Genomic DNA, 18278 nt, shown 5'->3' on the forward strand with positions numbered 1-18278 from the left:
ACGACCGCACCGCTGGGGCTGCCCGGACCGGAGTGGCGGGCCCCGGCCGGGCGGCGGGAACGGCTCCGGTTCCGCCACGGTCACGCCATCGAGGTGATCAGCGCGCACGCCTGCTCGTGAGCCGGTGGCAGAGCCATCTCCCGGACGCGGACGGGGCCGTTCATCAGCAGCGCGGGGTCGTCGGCGATGCGGCGCTCGATGAGGCGTCCCAGGCGTGCGCACCTGTCGGCGGTGGGCCGGCCGCGCGGCGCCAGCACCAGAGCGGTCGACGACCGCGCCAGCGACACCGTCTCGCCCGCGTCGAAGACCGAGCGCAGGACGTCGGCGGCCAGCACCATGGCCATCATCGCCGGATAGCCGCGGTCCTCGCCCCGGACGTCGAGCGACACCTCGACCAGCGCGTGGTCCGCGTCCGGGGTGCGGCCGGACGCGTCGGCCAGCCGGTAGAGCTCGTGCAGCCTGGTCCGCAGGTAGGACAGCGTGGTCAGGCCGGTCAGCGGGTCCTGCACCTCGCGGCCCACGGCCAGCCGGGCGACCACGTCGGCCCAGCCCAGCGCAGTGGCTCGGACCAGGTGCGCGGGCACCGCGTCCGGGTCGGCGGACACCAGGCCGTCGTGGTCTCCGGTCATCGCCGCGTGCAGCGCCGCCAGGTCCTGCAGGGTCCCGGCGAGCCCGACGCCGGCCTCGGCCCTGGCCGCGCCCAGCTCGCCCAGCCGCTCCAGCGGGTCCGCGCCGCGGACCACCGCCTCGCAGACCCGATCGACGGCGTCGGAGGCCCAGTCGCTCGGGAACGGCCAGCCCGCCGCCAGGCTCGCCGTGCGCCAGCGGGCGCGCAACGCGCGACACTTGCCCGCAACGAGTTCCCCGTCGCACCTCCGAGTCCATTCTTCGCTGCTCAAGACCCCTCCTTCTCACTCCCTGCGATCGGGACGCAGCAGCGGTTCGCCCATGACGGTGTAGGGGTTGGCGTTCCCGAATTGAGGTACATCACACTGATCTTCGGGTTCAGGCCGCCGTTCACGCGGCCGACATGACTCATCGTTGACGTCTTCGAAGGGGAACAGCAGCCCGGCAGCGGCGGCCCGACAGGGGTCGGGCGCCTGCCCGGGTGGGAAGGTGCGGTGTGTCGACAGCTCCGTCGGCAGGAATGCAGGGGCCCAGCGACGCGGAACTGATCGAGGCCGTGCGGCACGGTTCGACCGACGCGTACGGCGAGCTCTACCAGCGGCACGTGACCGCCGCGTACAACATGGCCCGCCAGGTCGCCCGATCCGCGGCGGAGACCGACGACCTGGTGTCGGAGGCGTTCGCGAAGGTCCTCGACACCCTGCGCGCGGGGCGCGGGCCGACGACGGCGTTCCGCGCCTACCTGCTCACGGCGGTGCGCAACACCGCCTACGACCGCACCCGCCGGGACAAGAAGCTGCACCTGGCGCCCGACGTCACCGAGGTCTCCGGCGCCGATGTCGGGGTCCCGTTCACCGACACCGCGGTCGACGGGCTCGAGCGCACGCTGGCCGCCCAGGCGTTCTCCCGGCTGCCGGAGCGCTGGCAGACCGTGCTCTGGCACGTCGAGATCGAAGGGCAGTCGCCGTCGGAGGTGGCGCCCCTGCTGGGTCTGACGGCCAACGGCGTCTCCGCCCTGGCCTACCGCGCCCGGGAGGGACTGCGGCAGGCGTACCTGCAGGTCCACCTCGGGCAACTGGAGTCCGCGCCCGGCGTGGAGCACTGCCGGGCGACGATGGACCGGCTCGGCGCGTGGACCCGGCAGGGCCTGTCGAAGCGGGAGACCGCGCAGGTCGAGAACCACCTGGACGGCTGCGACCGATGCCGGGCGCTGGCCGGCGAGCTGGCCGAGGTCAACGGCGCGCTGCACTCGATCATCGGCCCGCTCGTGCTCGGCGCGGGAGCCGCCGGGTACCTGGCGGTCTCCGGCGGTGCCGGAGCCGGGACGGCGGCCGCGGCCACCTCGGGCGCCGCCGGTGCGGCCGGCACCGCGCCGAGGCAGGCCGTCACGACGACGGCGTCCGGCGCCGCGCTCGTGGCGGCCGTCGCCCTCGGGCTGACCACGGTCACGGAGGTCCCGCGGCCGCTCGCGGCCGACCCGCCCCCGGTGCCCGCACCCGCGCAGCAGCCGCCACGACCACCGCAGCCGCCCAGGCCGAAGCCTCCGGCGCCGAAGCCGCAAACGCCGCAGCCGCCGCCCGCGCCACCACCCGCCGTGGCGAACCTCAGCGCTACCGGACCGGCCGCGCCCATCCGGCTCGTCGCGGGTGGCGAAGCGGTTGCGCTGCCGATCACCATCCGCAACACCGGGTCGGGGCCGTCCGAGCCGGTGTCGACCGCGCTGTCGCTGCCGCCCGGGGTGTCGGCGACCGTGCCGGGCGCCGCGACCTCGAGACCCGCGACCCCGGTGCCACCGGCCGCGCCCGGACCGGCGTCGACGACCCCGCAGAGCGCGCTGGAGGCCGCCGCACCGGACGCGCAAGGACCGCCGCTGCGCTGCGGGGGGCTCGCCGGTGGCATCGCCTGCACGACCGACCGGGGGCTCGCACCCGGCGAGACCATGGTGCTCAACTTCATGGTGCGCGCCGACCCGACGGCCACCAGCGGCGACATCACCGCCCGGGTCAGCGCGGGTCGGAGCGTCGAGCTGCGGCTGCCTGCGGTGGCGGTGGAGGTCCGGCCGGTGCGGCCCACCGACGGTGTCGACGTCGAGGTGGCGGCCTGGGAGGCGCCGTGGCTGGGCAGCCGCATCGAGATCGACGTCCGCAACACCGGTGGCGGCAGCGGGCGCGCGGAAGCCGTCGCTGAGCTGCCAGAGGGCGTGTCGGCGACCGGGCTGCCGCTGGAGTGCCAGGTCCGCCCCGACGACGAGCGGCGCATCCGGTGCGCGGCGGAGTTGGAGCCGGGCGAGGAGTTCGACGGCGTGGTGTGGCTCACCGCCGAGCCGCTGCTGTCCTGGCCGCACGAGTTCGATCACCACACCGGGTTCGCTTACCGCGAGATCACCGTCCCGGTGACCGCCACGCTCGGCACCGCGACCGACCGCGACACCACCGACGTGCGGCTGTGGTTCCCCTGGCACGGCTCGCCGGAGCCGGAGCCGGAACCGGGCATCCCGCCGCTGCCCGGTTCGGAGCCGACGGTGCCGCCCAGCGGGACGCCCGAGACGGAGCCGACCAGCGGCGCGGTGCCGATTCCCACGCCGCCGGTCCCGACCGGTGCGGAGGAGCCGAGCTCGACGAGCGAGGCGCCGGAGCCGTCACCGGCCGACGGCCCTCAGGACCCCGTGTGCCCGGCGCCGTGGCCGCTGCGCTCACCCGACGCCGGGTGCCCGCCACCGCTGCCGCTTCCGATCTCGGTTACGCCGCAGGACGCCGGCTCGCCCGGCAGGGGGTGGCCGTTCGGGTGAACCGGACGTTTCGGCGCAGGAGTCACCTGGTCGGAGCAAATCCGTAGACTCGGGGACGTGTCCGTTGTCGAGTCGGTGCTCGCGCGCATCCCGCAGCCGTACCGCCGGATCGCCATCCGGCACCGTGAGCTGCTGAAATTCGGGTTGGTCGGCGGCGTCACCTTCTTCATCGACACGGCCGTGTTCTACCTGCTGAAGCTGACCGTCCTGGACCCCAAGCCGGTGACCGCGAAGGTCGTCGCCGTGCTGGTGGCCACGATCGTGTCTTACGTGCTCAACCGGGAGTGGTCGTTCCGGACGCGCGGCGGACGGGAACGCCACCACGAGGCGACGCTGTACTTCGCCGTCAGCGGCATCGGCGTCGCCCTCTACGCGGCACCGCTGTGGATCTCCCGGTACGTGCTGCACCTGCAGACGCCGTTCACGACCCGCTTCGTGGAGGAGATCGCGGACTTCACCGCCGGGCAGATCGTCGGCCTGCTGGTCGGCATGGCGTTCCGCTGGTGGGCGTTCCGCAAGTGGGTCTTCCCCGACCAGAAGCAGGCCGCCCCGCAGGAGGAACGTCCGCTGAGCCTCAGCCGGCGCTGACCCGGCCTCCCCACCCCGAGTCACCGGAAGGGGCGTCTGGCGGGCTCACCGCGGGGTGGACTCGATCTTCCACGGCACGCCGAGCACGTCGTCGGCGCGCGCCAGCGGCAGGAACACCTCGAACATCGCCGGCCGGGCCTTGCTCAGCTCCAACCGCCCGCCGTCGGCCTCGACCAGAGCGCGCGCGAGCGCGAGACCGACTCCGGTCGAGCCGCCCGCCGAGAAGCCGCGGTCGAAGACGAACGGCACGAGCTGGTCGGGCACCCCGGGACCGCCGTCGCCGACCTCCACCACGACCATGCCGCCGCCCTGCCGCGCGGTGAGCGTGACCGTGCCCTCGCCGTGGCGCAGCGCGTTGTCCAGCAGCACACCGATGGCCTCCCGCAGCCGCGCCGGGGTCGCGCGAGCCAGCAGCCCTTCGGGCAGCCGCAGCCGCAGCGTCCGGCCCTCCGCCTTGAGCGGGTCCCGCCACTCCGCGGCCACGTCGGAGAGCTGCGCCGACACGTCGAGCGGCTCGGCGTCCCTGGCGCGGGCCGCCGTGGCCGCCGCGAGCAGGTCGTCGAGCACCGCCGACAGCCGCTCCGCCTGCTCCAGCGCGGCCGACGCCTCCTCGGCGACGTCGGCGTCCTCGGTCTGGGTCAGCGCCTCCAGCCGCAGGTGCAGCGCGGTGAGCCTGCTGCGCAACTGGTGCGAGACGTCGCCGACCAGCTCGCGTTCCCGCTGCACCAGGTGCGACAGCGCCGCGCCGGAGGCGTCGAGCGCGTCGGCGACCCGGTCCAGCTCCGGCACCTGGTGGCGCTTGGGGTCGGGCCGGAAGTCGCCCGCGCCGAGCCGCGCCGCCCGCGCAGCGACGTGGCGCAGCGGATCGGCCAGCCGCCTGGCGGTGACCGTGGCCACGATCATCCCGGTCCCCGCCGACAGCACCACGAGCAGCAGCACCAGACCGGCGACCTGCAACTGCTGCGCCCGGACCGGAGCGCTGGGCGCGGCGATCGTGACGGTCCCGCTCTGGACCGTCGGCACCATCTCGACCAGCGGGTTCTCCCCCGGATCTGGGCCGTAGGTGTAGTCCTGGTGCTGGGTGCGCACCACCAGCCGGGCACCACCGGGCACGGCCAGCCGCGCCGCGTTCAGGTCGATCGGCCGGCGCGAAGCGATCTGCTCGTCCAGCAGCGTCGCGATCTGCTGCGCGCGGGTGGTCAGGTCGCCGCTGGTGAAGTCCTCCACCAGCTTCAGCGCGCTGAAGCCCAGCGGCAGCCCCAGGACCGCCGCGGTGACCGCGACCGCGAGGAGGATCGACAGCAGGATCCGGGTGCGCATGGTCAGTCGGCGTTGAAGCGGAAGCCGACGCCCCGGACCGTCGCGATGCGCTGGTCGTCGAACCGGCCGTTGCTGTCGCCGAGCTTTCGGCGCAGCCACGAGATGTGCATGTCGAGCGTCTTGCTGCCCTTCCGGCTGGGTTCGGGCCAGACCTCCTCGAGGATCTCCTCGCGGGTGACGACCTGGCCCGCGTGCTGCATCAGCACCCGCAGCAGCTCGAACTCCTTGTTCGCGAGCTGGATCTCGTGGTCGTCGACCAGCACCCGGCGCGCGGTCAGCTCCAGGCGGACGCCGGAGGCCTCCAGCGTCTCGGGCGACCCGCGCCGCAGCAGCGCGCGGATGCGCGCCATCAGCTCGGCGAGCCGGAACGGCTTGGCGACGTAGTCGTCGGCGCCCGCGTCGAGCCCGACGACGAAGTCGACCTCGTCGGTGCGGGCGGTGAGCATCAGCACCGGTAGGCCCCGACCCTGGGCGCGCAACCGGCGGCAGACTTCCAGCCCGTCCATCTCCGGCAGCCCGAGGTCCAGCACCAGCAGGTCGACCCCGCCGGAGGACGCCGCCCGCAGGGCAGCCGGCCCGTCCCCGATCACCTCGACCGAGTAGCCCTCGCGTTGCAGTGCCCTCGACAACGGCACAGCGATGGCCGGGTCGTCTTCCGCCAGCAGCACAACACTCACGCCTCCAGCGTAGAGGGCGCCGAAGATCACGGGCGGCATACGGGCGAAACGTCGGAAGTGGCCGTCCGTGGCAGGATCGTCACCCACGAGTCCCGTCGATCAGGGCCGGTGAGAGCGGCTCGGCCGAGGTGAACCCGGAAGTCGCGCCACCGCCGGAAACCGGCCGCTGCGAGGCAGGCCGGCTGCGGTGGCCGGCGGTGCGGTGCGACGGGCGCGCGAGCCGGCGGAGCGAGAGTACCCGGCCGGGCGACGGCAGGCGGGCCGAGCGGTGGGCGCGGCCAGGCGGTAGAGGCGGCCGAGCGACGGAAGCGGGACGGTCGGCGGATGTGAGCCGGGTAATGGAAGCGGCCGGGCGGTAGAGCGACGGCGCGGGCCGGGCGACGGCAGGCGGACTGCGGAGTCAGGCGTCGGCGCGGGAACCGGCCGTAGTGGGCAGGCGGCGCGGGAACCGGCCGCGCCGCGGGCCGTGGCGCGCGAACCGGGCGGTGGTGGGTCTCGGCCGGGCGAATAGGGTGCGGGACGTGACGGACCTCGAACTCGCCCTGCACCTGGCCGACGTCGCCGACGGGATCACCACCCGCCGGTTCCTGGCCAGGGACCTGTCGGTGGACCGCAAGCCGGACCGGACCCCGGTCACCGACGCCGACCTCGCGGTGGAGGACGCGGTGCGCGAGGTGCTGACCGAACGCCGTCCGGACGACGTGGTCGCCGGGGAGGAGCGCGGCGGCACCGCGGGCGAGGGCCGCGCGTGGGTCCTGGATCCCATCGACGGCACCAAGAACTTCCTGCGCGGCGTGCCGGCGTGGGCGACCCTGATCGCGCTGGTCGACGGCGGCTCCCCGACCGTCGGCGTGATCAGCGCACCGGCCCTTGGCAAGCGCTGGTGGGCCGCGGCTGGCGAGGGCGCCTGGAGCAGCACCGGAGGCGGTGCCGCGAAGCGCATCTCGGTGTCCGGTGTCCAGGAGATCTCCGACGCCTACGTCTCGACCACGCACCTGGGCACCTGGGTGGAGTACCACTCCAGGGAGTCCTACCTGCGCCTGGTCGACGCCTGCTGGGAGAACCGGGCCTTCGGCGACTTCTGGCAGCACTGCCTGGTCGCGGAGGGCGCGATCGACCTCGCCGCGGAACCGATCGTCAACCCGTGGGACGTCGCGGCGGCGAAGGTGATCGTCGAGGAGGCCGGTGGCCGGTTCTCCGACCTCACCGGTCAGCCCCGCTACGACGGCGGCACCGCGCTGTCCTCCAACGGCCACCTGCACGGCACCGCGCTCGGGCTGCTCGGTCAGCCCTGAGCCTGCGTCCCGCCTGCCGGGGTGCCCGCGGAGTCGAGCGGTCCCACGACCCCGCGCAGCGCCTGCGTCCAGGTCAGCCTGCCGAACAGGTAGAAGCACGCGACCTGTTCGCTGCTGAACCTGGCCCAGTCGTAGCGGTTGCCGTGCTCGCGCCAGAAAACCTCCCAGCCGGCGACGCCGTCGACGTCCTCGCGGACCAGGCACCACCGGTCGTCGGCCTCGGCTCCGACCGAGACCAACGCGGGCGGCACGCCCATCGACTCCAGCCAGCCGAGCACGGATTCGCTGTTCACAGCCTGACGTCCTCCTCTGCTGCCGCCTGCGCCCGGTCGATGCGCAGGGTCTGCGCCTCCGCCGTCTCGAGTTCCTCGGTCAGCTCCACCAGATACCCCAGCGCCACCAGATCGTCGACCGGGTAGGTCGTGCGGTAGCGGACACCGCCGCCCGGCTGGCAGAACCACGGCGCGGCGACGCTCTGCCACACCGGCAGTTCCCGCAGCACTCGGTAGCGCCGGTAGGCGCGTTCGAGGTACGCGGGCGGCTGCGAGCGCTGCGAGAACGCGGCCGCCACCGCGGAGAGCACCCGCCCTTCGCCGTCGCCGACGCGATCGACCACCTCGTCCGGGGGCAGGACGACGGGTTCGCCCGCCTCCACCCCGCCTTCCGGATGGGCGTCGGCCGGCGGCCACACGTGGTCGCCCTGCTTCGTGACGTACCGGCGCTCCCACTCGATCTCGCTGAGCTCGCCGAGCGGATCGTGCGTCGCGACCAGCTCCTCCGGCACCGGTGCCGGGTCCGCCCGCTCGAGATCGCCACCACCGCGCGCGTCGCGAGCGCGGAGCCGCGCGAGCGCGTCGGTGTCGTCGACCAGATCCGCCTGCGGGTGGTCCTGAGGTGGGAACCGCCCGGCGGCGTCGGCCTCCTCCCGGCACACCTGGGTGCTCGCCCGGCTGGCCGCCACCGGCATGTGGCCGATCGGGAACTGGTGCAGCACGAACGCGAGGACCTCGGGATCACGTTCGTTGCGCCGGGGAACCCGCGGCGGCGGTTCCGGATGCGCACCGGGCGGTGGCTGGAACTGCCCACCGCCGGGCCCCATCCGCGGGTGCTGCGGCTGCTGGCCGTGGCGGCCGGAGTGCGGGTTGTGACCGTGACCCTGGTAGCCGGCCGGTGGGCCCTGCGGCCCGGGCTGCCCCTGGAAACCGGGACCACCCCGATACTGCCCGGGCCCCGGGTTCCCCTGGCGCACGGGCGGACCGCTCTGTCCCTGGTGGACCGGCACGGCCGGGCTTGCCGGGTTCGCGGGCTTGGACGGCGGCTGCTGCTGTTGCTGCTGTTGCTGCGGTGGCTGTTGCTGCGGCGGCGCGTAGCTCGGCGGGCGCGGCGGCGGAGCGACCGGAGGTCGCGACGGCTGCGCTCCCGGCGCGCCGGGAGCGGCGGGCGCGGCACCGCCCGGCGGCGGCACGAAGTGCCCGCCCGCGGGCGGGGCGAAGCCCTGCGGCGCCGGCGCGCCGGGAGCCGGCGGGGGCGGCGGAGCCGCCGCGCCGGACGGCGCGGAGGGCGGCGACGCCCACGCCTGGTGCACGGAGTGCGGGGCGGTGGTGGAGGCCGGGTCCTCGCCGGTGGCGGCCCAGCCGGGCTGGGCCCCGGCGACGGGGACCGGGCCGGTGCCCGCGTCGGCGAGGCCGGAGGCCCAGGAACCGGCGCTGATGTGGACCGGGCCGGTGTGCTCGGCGTCGGCCTGCCAACGGCCGGCCCCCTGCCCCTGCCCATCGGCCGCCTGACCAACCCCATCGGCAGCCTGACCCAGCCCGTCGGCGGCCTGACCTGCCGCGCCGGCGGATTGGCCCACGGCTTCCGCTCCGGCCTGCGCGACGCCCTCCGCTCCGGCCTCGGCCGCACCGCCCGCGCTCGCCGCCGACCCCGCGACGGCGTCGCCGACCTGCGCGGTCGTCCGGCCGAGTTCCGCAGACGCGTCCCCCGCGAGGCCGCCGGCCCCGTCCACGACGGACGCCGAGGCCAGTTCTCCCACAGCGCCCGGCACTGACCCCGCCGTCCGCGCGATCGGGGTCAGCACGTCCTGGGCGGCTGCGGACGCACCGCTCAGCGCGCTGCCCCCGGCACCGACCGTGGACTCCACTGTGGACAAGGCGCCCGACGTCAAGTCGAGCGCGCCCCCGGAATCCACCGTCACGCCGCTGTCGATGTCCACCGCGCGGGTCAGGGTGTCGTGCACCTGCGCCAGTCCCGCCGCCGCGCGCCGGACCGCCGCGTCGAGCTCGCCCAGAGCCTGCGGGTGCCCGGCCGCCGTGGCCTGCTCGGCGGCGTCGGTGCTCTTGGCCAGCGCCACCAGCTCGCGCACCATCCGGACCTTGGCCGCGCCGATCTGCTCGGCGGCGTGGTCGAGGCGGTCCGCGGCGGCGACGCACTCGGCCGCCGTGCGCGGCAGCTCGCCGTCCTCGGTCACGAAGCGGTCCCACTCCCGCCGCGCGGCCTGAGCGGCGTCGCCCTCGAACGCCGCCAGCACGCCCTGCGCGGACGCGTCGGCGTCCCGGGCGAGCGCGTCGAGCGACCGCGCGGCCTCGCGCCACGCGGTGGCGGACTCGCGCATCGCGTCCTCGTCGCCCTCCGGCCAGCGCGCCCCGGCCCTGGCGGCGGCGTCCCGGAGTTCGGCGGGAAGCTCGATCCCCATCCTCTGCTCACCCCTGTCCGGTGATCCGGCCGAGCTCTTCGGCCTGATCGCGGTCGATGCGGCGGTAGTCCGCGGCGACGCCGGCGAACTCCGACCCCAGGTCGCGCAGCGCGCCCGCGAGCCCGCCCGCCTCCTCCACCGCCCGGTCGGCCCGTTCGCGGTGGGTCGCGGCGAAGCTCGCGCCGACCTCGTCGCGGCCCCAGCACTCGCCCGCCGACTCCACAGCGTGCCGCAGGCCGTCGGCGATCCGCTGCGCTTCCGCGGCGTGTTCACCGAACTCGCCCGCGCGCTCGCCCAATCTGCCCAGGTCGCCCCGGAATCCGCTCATGACCGGTTCCGCTCCGCGTGCGCGGGCCGCCATTCGTCGTCGACCGGCTCCTCGTCAACGGCGTCGACCGGCTCGTCCGCGGCGGGCTGGTGCGGCCCGAGCAGGACGGCTGGATCGGTGCCCTCCGGCACGATCGGCGCGAGCGCGTCGGCCGCCCGGCGCACGACTTCGCCCGCCGCCTCCGTGGTCAGCCGCACGATCAGGGCCGACAACCTGGCGGGGTGGTAGCGCTCGTGGACGTCGTCGGACAGGTGCAGGTCACGCAGCACGCCCTGCGGTCCGACGGTGACCTCGACGCTGCCGTCCTCGCTGCGGGCGGTCTCGGTGAGCGCCGCCAGTTCCTGGCGGGTCGCCTCGAGGCGTTCGCGGCTCCTGCGGTAGTCCGCGAGCAGTTCCGCCACCTCGGCGCGGTGATCGGTGGGCACGGCCGGTCCCCTTTCCTCGCAGGCTGGTACTCGGTCGGCAGGCGCCGGGCACCCGGACGGGCGCTGGGTGCCCGGAGGCGATCGACGCACGAGCGCGGCTCACGTTTTGGACGCGCGCCACGGCCGAATGGTTCCATGCCCGCCCGTCCCGCTGTGAGGGGCGCCGCAGCGCCGCGGACCGGCGGGCTGCGAGGATCGGGGCATGACCGGCATCGCTTACGAGGACCTGACGCCCGGCCAGGTGATCGACCTGGGCAAGACCGAGATCGACCGGGACGAGATGGTCGCCTTCGCCGGCCGGTTCGACCCGCAGCCTTTCCACCTCGACGAGGAGGCCGGCCGCAACTCCGTGCTCGGCGGACTGTGCGCGTCGGGCTGGTACACCGCCTCGCTGTGGATGCGCGCCTACGTCGACCACGTGCTGGCCGGTTCGACCTCGCAGGGTTCGCCAGGCGGCAACGAGCTGGCGTGGCTGGCGCCGGTCTACCCGGGTGACGTGCTGCACTTCCAGCTGGAGGTGACCGGGAAGCGCCTCTCGCAGAGCAGGCCGAACCTGGGGCTGGTCGAGATCACCGGCACCGCCGACCGCGGGTCCGACCGGGTCCTGCGGTTCTCCTTCGTCGGCCTGTTCGGCACCCGCGGAGAGGGCTGAGGCTCACCGCAGCCGGGGGTTCTCCACCCGCAGTCCCGCCGCGACGCCCGCGTGCACGGCCCGCGCCAGCGCGGAACCGACGCGCGACCTCGGACCGCCGTACTCCTCGGCCTCGCCGTCGACCGGGCAGAGCACGACCGTCGCGTCGGTGACCGTGCCGGTGCCCGCGACGCCGGCTTCCAGCAGGGCCTGCGCCTTGGCCTCGGCGACCGTGGCGACCGCGTTGACCAGCGCCGCCTCGCTGAGCCGCACCGGCGACCAGCAGACCGCGTTGATCGTGCCCGGGCTCCACGCCGCCGACTCGGCGGCGATGCGCTCGGCGTCGGCGGCGGCCCAGACGGGATGGCTGACTCCGGTCGTCACGCTCGCGCGGACGCCGGAGTCGGCCGAGGTGACCTCGTGGCGGACGTCGACCGCCGTGAGCATGCCGGTGCCGGGACCCCGCAGCCCCAGCCCGGCGGACATCTCGCGCACGTGCGCGCCCGGGTCGGGGTGGTCGTAGTTGGTGCCGACCGTGGCGTTGAGGACCCACTCCCGCTCACCGATGCCTCCGCCCAGCACGGCGGAGGAGATCGCCAGCCACGGGCGGTCGCAGCGCCACACCAGGACGGGACGCGACTCGACGGCGTGCAGGCGGTGCTCGACGCCGATCACGAAAGGTCCCCGGCGGACTGCCGGACCGCGGGCCTGATCACTGCCCCGCCAGGGCCTTGACGACCCGCGACGGGCTGGGCCTGCCGAGGTGCCCGGCCATCCAGACGCTGGTCTCCACCAGCGCCTCGAGGTCGACGCCGTGCTCGATGCCGAGGCCCTCGAGCATCCACACCAGGTCCTCGGTGGCGAGGTTGCCGGTGGCCGACTTGGCGTACGGGCAGCCGCCGAGACCGCCCGCCGAAGCATCCACAGTGGACACCCCGACGCGCAGGGCGGCGTAGGTGTTGGCCAGCGCCTGGCCGTAGGTGTCGTGGAAGTGCACCGCCAGCCGCTCGACGCCGACGCCCGCGCCGGTGAAGGTGCGCAGCAGCGTCTCGACGTGCCCCGGGGTGGCAACCCCGATGGTGTCGCCGATGGAGAGCTGGTCGCAGCCCATGTCCAGCAGCCGCTTGCCGACGGAGACGACCTGGTCGACGTCGACCGGGCCCTCCCACGGGTCACCGAAGGCCATCGAGATGTAGCCGCGCACCCGCAGCCCCTCGCCCCCCGCGCGCCGCACCACCGGGTCGAACATCGCGAACTGCTCGTCCAGGCCGCGGTTGAGGTTGCGGCGCGTGAAGGTCTCGGTCGCCGAGGCGAAGACCGCGATGTCGCTCACACCCGCGTCCAGCGCGCGGTCGAGCCCCCGCGCGTTCGGCACCAGCACCGGGTAGCGCACGCCGTCCCGGCGCCGCAGGCCGTCGAGCACCACTCCCGCGTCGGCGAGCTGCGGGACCCATTCCGGCCGCACGAAGCTGGTGGTCTCCACCACCGGCAGCCCGGCGTCGGCCAGCCGGTGCAGGAACTCGATCTTGACCTCGGCCGGGACCACGCCGGACTCGTTCTGCAGGCCGTCGCGGGGGCCGACCTCCCAGATGGTCACCGAGGCCGGCAGCCCCTCCGGCTCCGGCGAGGTCACCGCCATCGGCAACCCCAGCTCTCGCGTTCCCATCAGCGCTCCTCCAAGGTCCGGCCGCACGCCCGCATGTGCCGCGGGTCCGCGGGCCTGTCCGATGATTCCCTGCTCGGCGCCGGGCCGGCCGGGACACCCGCTCCGGCGCGGCGCCGCCTCATGCTTTCACCGCGCCGTGGCGCGGACCACCCATCGCCGCGAGCCGGGCGCGACTTGCATCACGCGTCCTCCTGGTCCGGCTGGCTGATCTCCCGGTGCAGCAGGGTGTGCACCTTCTCCACCGCCGGGATGTCGTCGAACTCCAGCGGTTCGTCGGAGGCCGACTCCACGACGAGCGTGCCGCAGCCGACCATCCGGTCCAGCAGCCCGTGCCGGAAGCGGACGCTGCTGATCCGGCCGAGCGGGATGTCGACGCCGCTGCGGGTGAAAACCCCCTCGCGCACCATCAGGCGGTGGGTGGTGATCACGAAGTGCGTGGTGCGCCACCGCAGCAGCGGCGCGACGGTGAACCAGACGACCATGATCGCCGCGACGACCGCGAGCACGACCCAGACCGGCAGGTGCCAGCTCAGCGGCGCGGCCAGCGCCGCCAGGTACGAACCGCCGCCGACCACCACCAGCAGCGCCAGCACCGGCAGCACCAGCATCTTCCAGTGCGGGTGCTTGTGCACGACCACGTGCTCGTGCTCGCCGAGCAGCGCGTCAGGGTAGGCCACCGGATTCCTCCTCAGCCGGTCGAGCGCCCGCACGCGGTCCGCCGCGGACCGCCGGACGCGGGCCAGCGTCGCGCATCAGGGATCACGGTACCGGCAGAACGGCTAGGCGGGACGGAGGTGAACGACGTCACCCGCCGACACGGCGGTGCTCACCCCGCCGGGTCCGCGCACCACCAGGCGGCCGTCCCGGTCGACCGACTCGGCGGTGCCGAGCAGGTCGTCGTCGCGCCCGAGCTCGACCCGCACCCGCTTGCCGATCGTGGCGCACCAGCGCTGGTAGCGCTCGAGAAGACCGGTGGAGACCACGTCGCCGGAGCCCGCCCGCCACTCGTCGTCGACGGCGGCGAACGCTTCGAGCAGGCAGGCCGCGAAGTCCTCGCGGTCGACGTCGGCTCCCTCGGCCGCCAGCGAGGTCGCGGGCAGACCGCCCGCTCCGGCGGGCAGCTCCTCGCGGCTGTGGTGGACGTTGACGCCCATGCCGAGCACCACCGCCATGCCGTCGGCCGTCGCGATGGCCTCGGCGAGGATCCCTGCACCCTTGTGCCAGTCGTCCCCGCCACCCAGCAGCAGGTCGTTCGGCCACTTCAGCGCGGCGCGGACACCGGTGGTGCGCTCGACGGTCTCTGCCAGCGCCACCCCGGCGAGCAGCGGCAGCCACGCCATCGACGTGGCGGGAACCTCCGGACGCAGCAGGACGCTGACGTGCAGGCCGTAGCCGCGCGGGGAGATCCACTGCCGCTGCATCCGGCCGCGGCCCTGCTGCTGCTCCTCGGCGATCAGCACGGTCCGGTCCGCGGCGCCCTCGTGCACCGCCTTGGCCAGGTCGGTGTTGGTCGAACCCGTCACCGTCACGACGTCAAGGGCCGCGTAGGGCCCGGCGTCGACCAGTCGCGCCCGTAGTCGTCCGCCGTCCAGCATCACCGGTTCACCCACGTGGCAAGCCTACGAAAAGCCCGCCGGGCCCCGGGACGGGTCCGCCCGCCCGGGGTCCGGCGCCTTCCGGAAAGCAGCGGCAGCCGCTTGCGGGGTGAGACCCGGCCTGCACCGCCGCGGGTTCTCAGGCGTCTTCCCGCGAGGACAGCTCCGACGTGGCGTATCGGCATACTCGAGGCCGGAGATCCCGGAGCGGGAAGGCGCCTGAGGTTCCGCTGAACGACCCGCTGCGCAAACCGGCCTCAGCGTTGTCGTCAGCCGTAGCTGAGGCCGAAGCCGTGGGGGAACAGCGGGTCTTGGCCGTCTCCGTCGTTGATCGGGAGCTGGTCGAAGGAGCGCATCCAGGTCATCGGCAGCTTGCCGGTCGGGTTGTGGTCGCCGAAGAGCACGTCGGCCACGCCCTGGCCCTCCGAGCCCGGCAGCCACGAGGCCAGCAGCGCGTTCCAGCCGTCCACCTCGCCCGCGATGTCCAGCGGCCTGCCCGAGACCGTGACGACCACGACCGGCACGCCCGACGCGCGCAGCTTGGCGATGGTGGCGCGGTCCTCCTCGTCGAGCCCGAGGCCGCCGGGGCGGTCGCCCTCGAACTCCGCGTACGGGGTCTCGCCGACCACCGCGATCGCCGCCCGGTAGCTGCCGTCGACGCCGTTGCCGTGGCGGTCGTAGGTCACCTCCGAGCCGCTCGCCGCCGCCCGGATGCCCTCCAGGATCGTGGTGCCCTCGGTGATGTCGCCGCTGGAGCCCTGCCAGGAGATCGTCCAGCCGCCGCTCTGGTTGCCGATGTCGTCGGCGTTCTTGCCCGCCACGAACAGCTTCCCGCCGTCCTTGGCCAGCGGCAGCACGCCGTCGTTGCGCAGCAGCACCTGCGACTCGCGCACGGCCTGCCTGGCCAGCTCGCGGTGCTCGGCGCTGCCGACCGTCGGCAGCAGGTCGCGCTGGGCGAACGGCCGCTCGAACAGCCCCAGCTCGAACTTCTTGGTCAGGATGCGGCGGTTGGCGTCGTCGATGCGTTCCGCGGGCACCCGCCCGGCCTCGACCTCGGCCCGCAGGTAGTCGATGAACTTCTCGTGGCGGCTGGACATCATGAACATGTCGATGCCCGCGTTGACCGACGCCCGCACCTCATCGGGCGTGAAGTCCTCCTGACCGTCGAGCTTGTCGATGGCGTCGTAGTCGGAGACCACGAGCCCGGTGAAGCCGAGCTCGCCCTTGAGCACGTCGTTGACCAGGTAGGTGCTGGCGTGCAGCTTCTCGCCGTTCCAGCTGCTGTAGGAGACCATGACCGACCCGACGCCGCGGGCGATGGCCTCCCGGAACGGCGGCAGGTGGATCTCCCGCAGCTCCTGCTCGCTGATCTCGGTGTTGCCCTGGTCGTCGCCGCCGGTCGTGCCGCCGTCGCCGACGTAGTGCTTGGCGGTGGCCATGACCGAGCTGGGCGTGGCGCCCAGCGCCTCGCCCTGCAGCCCGGTCACGGCGCTGGTCATCGCCGAGGCGTTCTCGGACTTCTCGCCGAACGACTCGTAGGTGCGTCCCCAGCGGTCGTCGCGGGCCACGCACACGCACGGCGCGAACGACCAGTCGATGCCGGTGGCGGCGACCTCCTCCGCGGTGGCCGCGCCGATCCGCTGGACCAGGTCGGGGTTCCCGGTGGCCCCGAGACCGATGTTGTGCGGGTAGATCGTCGCCCCGTGCACGTTGTTGTGGCCGTGCACCGCGTCGACGCCGTAGATCAGCGGGATGCCGAGCGGGGTCGACAGCGCCGCGCGCTGGTAGGAGTCGTACATGTCCGCCCACGCCTGCGGCGTGTTCGGCTCCGGCGCCGAGCCTCCGCCGCTGAGCACCGACCCGATGCGGTGGTCGGCGACGGCCTGCGGCCCGGCGGCCTTGCGCTCGACCTGCACCATCTGGCCGAGCTTGTCGTCCAGCGACATCCGGGCCATCAGGTCGTCGACCCGGTCGGGTACCGGTAGCCGCGGGTCGCGGTAGGCCGGGCGGCCCGCGTCGGCGGACGGCACGGCGGCGGCGGTGAGCAGCACGGTCGCCGCCAGCCCCACCAGGGTGGCGACCGCCCGGCGGGCGCGTGGAATTCGGGCAAGGGGCATCGGTCGATCCTCCTCGTGAGCGAGGTCTCCAGTGTCGTGGGAGCGCTCTCACACACCAATCGGCCGATCGGCCCCACCGCTGCCACCCAACGGGCCGCTGTTGACCACCGCCGTACCGATCGGTACGGTCAGGGCGTACCGATCGGTACGCAAGGGAGGCCTGGATGACGAGCGAAGAGCGGACACCGGCGGGGCAGCGCGTGTGGGAAACCGCCCGCGAGCTGTTCTACCGCGAGGGCGTGCGTTCGTGCGGCGTCGCCGAGATCGCCGAGCACTCCGGCGTGGGGAAGCCGAGCATCTACCGCAACTTCGGCTCGAAGGACGAGCTGGCCGTCGCCTACCTCCGGGAGAAAGCGGTGCCGCCCAGGGAGATCCTGCGGGCGGCGCAGGAGGCTTACCCCGGTGATGCGCGGGCCCAGCTCCGCCGCGTGGTCGCGGAGATCGCCCGCGAGATCACCGCGCCTGGGCATCGCGGCTGCCCGCTGGCCAACGCCGTCGTGGAGTTCCCCGACCGGACGCATCCGGTGCGCGAGGCGGCCGAGGCGCTCAAGCGCGAATACCTCGGCCTGTTCCGCGAACTGGTCGCGCCCCTGCCCGTCGGCGACCCGGAGAACCTGGCCCACCTGATCCAGATGCTCGTCGAGGGCGCTCACATCACCGGCCAGATCTTCGGCCCCGACCGCTCCGCCGCGAACCTCGTCGACGCCACCGACCGGCTCGTCGACTCCTATCTGTCCGACTGAACACGACTCGAGGAAGGTCATGACCACCCTGACCCGCTATGCCGACCAGCTGATCCGCAACCGGCGCGCAGTTCGCGCGTTCCGACCGGACCCGGTTCCCGACGAGACCCTGCGCGCGGTGTTCTCGCTGGCCGGTGCGGCGCCGTCCAACTCCAACACCCAGCCGTGGCAGGTCGAGGTCGTCAGCGGTGCCGCCCGCGACCGGCTCGCCGAAACCCTGCTGGCCGCGCACGCGCGCGGGGCCGTCTCGACGGACTTCCCGTACCGGGACGACCTGTACAGCGGGACCTACGCCCAGCGGCGCAGGGAAGCGGGCGCGGCGATGTACGCCGCGCTGGGAATCGGCCGCGACGACCACGAAGCGCGGGCCGCCTACGACGCCGAAAGCCTGCGCTTCTACGGTGCGCCCCACGTCGCGTTCCTGTTCCTGCCGCCGAACGCCGAAGCGCGCATGGCGGCCGACCTCGGCATGTACGGGCAGACCCTCCTGCTGGCGCTTGCCGCGCACGGCATCGCGAGCTGCCCGCAGGGCCTGCTGAGCTTCTACGCCGACACCGTCCGCGAAGCACTCGGCGTCCGGGACCGCAAGCTGCTGTTCGGGGTTTCCTTCGGCTACGCCGACCCGTCCGCGCCCGTCAACGACATCACCGTCCCCCGCGCGGAACTCGCCGAGACCACGCGATTCCACTCGTAGGCGCCCGCCGGGCTGGTGTGATCGACTGCCCGACTTTCGCCTGTAGTGGCCGCGTGATCACCGGTCTACGCTCCCCCGGCCAACCGAACCGG

General features: G+C 74.1%; 18 protein-coding genes. 6 read left to right on the forward strand and 12 right to left on the reverse strand.

Going from position 1 to position 18278, the window contains the following annotated elements; genetic code table 11:
* Positions 1-80 precede the first annotated feature (80 nt).
* On the reverse strand, positions 81-899 hold the full coding sequence (locus tag SACE_RS31200) for a hypothetical protein (RefSeq protein ID WP_231849857.1): 819 nt from the start codon (positions 897-899) through the stop codon (positions 81-83).
* A 224-nt stretch (positions 900-1123) separates the two neighbouring features.
* Between SACE_RS31200 and SACE_RS31205 the strand changes: the two genes are divergently transcribed.
* Together SACE_RS31205 and SACE_RS31210 are read left to right on the forward strand one after the other, a co-directional pair.
* A complete protein-coding gene (locus tag SACE_RS31205; RefSeq protein WP_011875055.1) occupies positions 1124-3415 on the forward strand; it encodes a sigma-70 family RNA polymerase sigma factor in 2292 nt (763 codons plus the stop codon).
* Positions 3416-3472: 57 nt separating this feature from the next.
* On the forward strand, positions 3473-4003 hold the full coding sequence (locus SACE_RS31210) for a GtrA family protein (RefSeq protein ID WP_009948691.1): 531 nt from the start codon (positions 3473-3475) through the stop codon (positions 4001-4003).
* A gap of 45 nt (positions 4004-4048) precedes the next feature.
* Here the strand turns inward: SACE_RS31210 and SACE_RS31215 are convergent, their stop codons facing one another.
* Together SACE_RS31215 and SACE_RS31220 are read right to left on the reverse strand one after the other, a co-directional pair.
* On the reverse strand, positions 4049-5323 hold the full coding sequence (locus tag SACE_RS31215) for an ATP-binding protein (protein ID WP_011875056.1): 1275 nt from the start codon (positions 5321-5323) through the stop codon (positions 4049-4051).
* A gap of 2 nt (positions 5324-5325) precedes the next feature.
* Entirely contained in the window at positions 5326-6000 is a 675-nt protein-coding gene (locus SACE_RS31220) for a response regulator transcription factor (RefSeq protein ID WP_029621864.1), read from the reverse strand.
* 512 nt (positions 6001-6512) lie between these two features.
* Between SACE_RS31220 and hisN the strand changes: the two genes are divergently transcribed.
* Positions 6513-7295 (forward strand): histidinol-phosphatase, encoded by a 783-nt coding sequence (hisN, locus tag SACE_RS31225; RefSeq protein WP_009948686.1) that lies wholly within the window; start codon positions 6513-6515, stop codon positions 7293-7295.
* On the opposite strand, the gene SACE_RS31230 is transcribed toward hisN, so the two are convergent.
* The 4 genes from SACE_RS31230 to SACE_RS31250 are packed head-to-tail and all read right to left on the reverse strand — an operon-like array spanning position 7286 to position 10740.
* Positions 7286-7588, reverse strand: a complete 303-nt coding sequence (locus SACE_RS31230) for a hypothetical protein (RefSeq protein WP_009948685.1) — start codon at positions 7586-7588, stop codon at positions 7286-7288. The genes hisN and SACE_RS31230 overlap by 10 nt on opposite strands.
* Positions 7585-9987: a TNT domain-containing protein gene (locus SACE_RS39870; RefSeq protein ID WP_011875058.1), complete on the reverse strand. Its 2403-nt coding sequence runs from the start codon at positions 9985-9987 to the stop codon at positions 7585-7587. The genes SACE_RS31230 and SACE_RS39870 overlap by 4 nt, the downstream gene beginning before the upstream one ends.
* Positions 9988-9994: 7 nt before the next feature.
* Complete coding sequence (locus SACE_RS31245; RefSeq protein WP_011875059.1) at positions 9995-10315, reverse strand: WXG100 family type VII secretion target; 321 nt, start codon at positions 10313-10315, stop codon at positions 9995-9997.
* Complete coding sequence (locus tag SACE_RS31250) at positions 10312-10740, reverse strand: YbaB/EbfC family nucleoid-associated protein (RefSeq protein WP_009950981.1); 429 nt, start codon at positions 10738-10740, stop codon at positions 10312-10314. Before SACE_RS31250 ends, SACE_RS31245 begins: the two co-directional genes overlap by 4 nt.
* A gap of 202 nt (positions 10741-10942) precedes the next feature.
* On the opposite strand from SACE_RS31250, the gene SACE_RS31255 reads away from it, so the two are divergent.
* Complete coding sequence (locus SACE_RS31255; RefSeq protein ID WP_009950980.1) at positions 10943-11392, forward strand: MaoC family dehydratase; 450 nt, start codon at positions 10943-10945, stop codon at positions 11390-11392.
* Between the two features lie 3 nt (positions 11393-11395).
* Here SACE_RS31255 and SACE_RS31260 read toward each other — a convergent pair whose 3' ends face one another.
* From SACE_RS31260 to SACE_RS31280, 5 genes are all read right to left on the reverse strand, one after another.
* Positions 11396-12046, reverse strand: a complete 651-nt coding sequence (locus SACE_RS31260; RefSeq protein ID WP_009950979.1) for an adenosylcobinamide amidohydrolase — start codon at positions 12044-12046, stop codon at positions 11396-11398.
* A gap of 37 nt (positions 12047-12083) precedes the next feature.
* On the reverse strand, positions 12084-13037 hold the full coding sequence (locus SACE_RS31265) for a hydroxymethylglutaryl-CoA lyase (protein ID WP_009950977.1): 954 nt from the start codon (positions 13035-13037) through the stop codon (positions 12084-12086).
* A gap of 179 nt (positions 13038-13216) precedes the next feature.
* Positions 13217-13714 (reverse strand): PH domain-containing protein, encoded by a 498-nt coding sequence (locus SACE_RS31270; RefSeq protein WP_009950975.1) that lies wholly within the window; start codon positions 13712-13714, stop codon positions 13217-13219.
* Positions 13715-13816: 102 nt separating this feature from the next.
* Entirely contained in the window at positions 13817-14647 is an 831-nt protein-coding gene (locus SACE_RS31275; RefSeq protein WP_009950974.1) for a biotin--[acetyl-CoA-carboxylase] ligase, read from the reverse strand.
* 254 nt (positions 14648-14901) lie between these two features.
* A complete protein-coding gene (locus SACE_RS31280) occupies positions 14902-16749 on the reverse strand; it encodes a glycoside hydrolase family 3 protein (protein WP_011875061.1) in 1848 nt (615 codons plus the stop codon).
* A gap of 164 nt (positions 16750-16913) precedes the next feature.
* On the opposite strand from SACE_RS31280, the gene SACE_RS31285 reads away from it, so the two are divergent.
* Complete coding sequence (locus tag SACE_RS31285; protein WP_011875062.1) at positions 16914-17492, forward strand: TetR/AcrR family transcriptional regulator; 579 nt, start codon at positions 16914-16916, stop codon at positions 17490-17492.
* A 19-nt stretch (positions 17493-17511) separates the two neighbouring features.
* Positions 17512-18186, forward strand: coding sequence for a nitroreductase (locus SACE_RS31290; RefSeq protein WP_009950971.1), 675 nt, complete (start codon positions 17512-17514; stop codon positions 18184-18186).
* Positions 18187-18278: the final 92 nt, after the last annotated feature.

This window comes from Saccharopolyspora erythraea NRRL 2338, from assembly GCF_000062885.1.
GTDB lineage: Bacteria > Actinomycetota > Actinomycetes > Mycobacteriales > Pseudonocardiaceae > Saccharopolyspora_D > Saccharopolyspora_D erythraea.